The sequence below is a fragment of the Streptosporangium sp. NPDC006013 genome, assembly GCF_040614275.1.
In the GTDB taxonomy this organism is placed as follows: Bacteria; Actinomycetota; Actinomycetes; order Streptosporangiales; family Streptosporangiaceae; genus Streptosporangium.
Genome location: NZ_JBEXUE010000834.1, coordinates 1 through 2,338, shown reverse-complemented (window position 1 = coordinate 2,338; position 2,338 = coordinate 1). Strand labels below are relative to the sequence as shown.

Annotated in this window: 1 protein-coding gene; it reads left to right on the top strand. The window is 72.3% G+C overall.

Annotated elements, in window-relative coordinates; genetic code table 11:
* On the top strand, positions 1–2,338 hold a 2,338-nt coding region (locus tag ABZ260_RS50115), incomplete at both ends, for an acyltransferase domain-containing protein (RefSeq protein WP_355632765.1).

Below are 2,338 nucleotides of genomic sequence, written 5' to 3'. Positions count from 1 at the left end.
GTGGCCGGTGAGCCACGGTGACGGTGACGACCGGATCGTCGCGGGCGTCTCGTCGTTCGGCCTCGGCGGCACCAACTGCCATGTCGTGCTGACCTCCACCCCGGAGCGCACCCGCCCTGTCCCGGTGACCGGGAGTGGGGTCGCCGTACCCGAGGGCATCGAGGAACGGCCCGAGCCGGAGACGCCGTCACCGGTGTCCTGGCCGCTGTCCGGCCACACCGAGAGCGCGCTGCGGGCACAGGCGGCCCGGCTCGCCCGCCACGTCAGGGAACGGGAAGACCTCTCGACCGGCGACGTGGCCTTCTCGCTGGCGACGACGCGGGCCGGTCTGCGCCATCGGGCGGTCGTCATCGGGGACGGACGCGAGCAACTGCTCCACGGGCTGGACGCGCTGTCGGAAGGGCGCTCCGCGCCGGGGCTGGTGCGCGGCAGGACCGACGTCGAGTCCAGTTCCGGCGGCGTGCTCTCCGACCGGGTGGAGCGCCTCGATCAGATGCGGCTGGTCTTCGGGCTCGGTCAGCACACCACGCCGCTGGCCAGCGTATGGCAACGCCCCGGCCAGCAGGTCTTCGTCTTTCCCGGTCAGGGATCGCAGTGGGCCGGGATGGGGGTGGAGCTGCTCGACTCGTCGGCGGTGTTCGCCGCCGCCATGGCGGACTGCGAGGCGGCGCTGGCGCCGTTCGTCGACTGGTCGCTGACGAGCGTCGTGCGGGGGGAACCCGGCAGCCCGCCCAGGGAACGCGCCGACGTGATCCAGCCGGTGCTGTGGGCGATCATGGTCTCCCTGGCGGCGCTGTGGCGGTCGTACGGCGTGGAACCGGCCGCGGTGGTGGGCCACTCGCAGGGGGAGGTCGCCGCCGCGTGTGTCGCGGGCGCGCTGTCGCTGGAGGACGGCGCCCGGCTCGTGACCGCCAGGTCGAAGCTGATCACCGAGATCCTCTCCGGCAGGAGCGGCATGGTCTCGGTGGGACTCCCTCCGGAGGTCGTGGAGGAGCAGCTGGCCCGCTGGGCGGGCCGCCTGTCCGTCGGCGTCGTGAACGGCCCGTCCTCCGTGGTGGTGTCCGGGGACAACGAGGCGCTGGCCGAGATGAGGGCCGAGTGGGCGGACACGGTGCAGATGGGCCGGGTCAACGTCGACTACGCCTCGCACTCCTCCGTCGTCGAGCAGATCGAGGAGCGCCTGGCACCGCTGCTGGCGTCGATCCGGCCGCGCAGCTCGGCGATCTCCTTCTACTCGACGGTTACCGGCGCCCCGCTGGACACGGCGGAGCTCGACGGTGACTACTGGTACCGCAACCTGCGCCGGCCGGTCGACTTCCAGGGCGCGGTCGAGCGGCTGCTGGCCGACGGGTTCGGTCTCTTCATCGAAGTGAGCCCGAACCCGGTACTGGTCGGCAGTATCCACGAGAACGCGCGGACCGCCGACCGTCCGGCGGTGGCCGTCTGCACCCTTCAGAAGCACAACGCCGGGATCTCCCGCGTGATGACCTCGATCGCCGAGCTCTACGCGAACGGGGTGGAGGTCGGCTGGGAGAGGTTCCTCCCCGCCGGTTCCCGGGTCGAGTTGCCGATGTACGCGTTCCAGCGTGACCGCCACTGGCTGGAGGAACCCGGCCAGGAGCGAGAGCGGGAGAAAGCGGGACCGCGGGCAGGATCGGCACCGGCGGCCGACGGGAGGCCGGACGGGCCGGACGCCGTTCGGCGGCCCGGCCCCGGCAGTCCGCTGGACCTGGTCCGCGACGCGTGCGCGGCGGTCCTCGGGACGTACGACCCCGATGGGATCGATCTCGGCCTGCCCTTCAAGGAGCTCGGTTTCGACTCCGCGATGCTCGTCGAGCTCACCACCCGGCTTGATTCGGCCGCCGGGCCGGCGCTGACCGCCACCGTTCTCTTCGACCACCCCACCCCGGCGAGACTCGCCGCCTTCCTGGGGTCCACAGCCGCCACCGGTTCCGGATCCCCGCCCTCGGAACCGGTGGTCTCTCCTCCGATGGCCGACGAGCCCATCGCGATCATCGGGATGGCCTGTCGCTACCCGGGCGGGATCGACTCCCCGGAAAGCCTGTGGCGGCTGGTCGACGCCGGTGTGGACGCCGTGTCGGCGCTGCCCGCCGACCGTGGCTGGCGGATGGGTGCCCTCGCCGCGGACCATCCCGGAGGCTTCCTCCACGACGCGGGGGACTTCGACGCCGCGTTCTTCGGGATCTCGCCGCGCGAGGCGCTGGCGATGGATCCGCAGCAGCTCTCCCCTCCCCCTCCCCGGAGTCCGTCGCCGAGGACTTCGTCTCGGCCGACCCCCAGTGGTACAAGCGCGCGGTCTTCTACGAGGTGCTGGTCC